Source organism: Micromonospora sp. MW-13 (assembly GCF_003434305.1).
Taxonomy (GTDB): domain Bacteria; phylum Actinomycetota; class Actinomycetes; order Mycobacteriales; family Micromonosporaceae; genus Micromonospora.
The window spans coordinates 1-467 of record NZ_QKKX01000122.1; the positions used below are offsets into that span (position 1 = coordinate 1).

The window sequence follows — 467 nt, forward strand, 5'->3', positions numbered from 1 at the left end:
TGGTGCCGGTGGAGGTGGCGGCGTAGACGTCGGCGTCGGTGTTGCAGGTGAAGGTGACGATGTCGTCTTTGCCGTCGCCGTTGATGTCGCCGACGCGGGGTTGTTCGGTGCCGACGGCGAAGAGGTCGTGCCATTTTTGTGGTGTGCCGAAGGTGGTGCCGGTGGAGAGGGCGATGATGACGTCGGAGGCGGTGGTGGGGCCTTGGGTGAAGGTGATGATGTCGTCTTTGCCGTCGCCGTTGACGTCGCCGGTGGCGGGGTGTTCGCCGGGGATGGAGAAGTAGTCGTGCCATTTGATGGCGGTGCCGGTGAAGCCGGTGCCGGTGGAGAGGGCTACGTAGACGTCGGCGGTGTTGTCGTGGGTGAAGGTGATGATGTCGTCTTTGCCGTCGCCGTTGACGTCGCCGGTGGTGGCGACTTCGGCGCCGGGGGCGAACCAGTCGTGCCATTTGGTGGCGGGGGCGAAG

1 protein-coding gene is annotated in these 467 nt (G+C 65.3%); it reads right to left on the reverse strand.

What is annotated here, in order from left to right; genetic code table 11:
- Positions 1-467, reverse strand: a 467-nt coding sequence (locus tag C5N14_RS31505; RefSeq protein WP_133305782.1) for a VCBS repeat-containing protein, incomplete at both ends; no start/stop codon positions are given.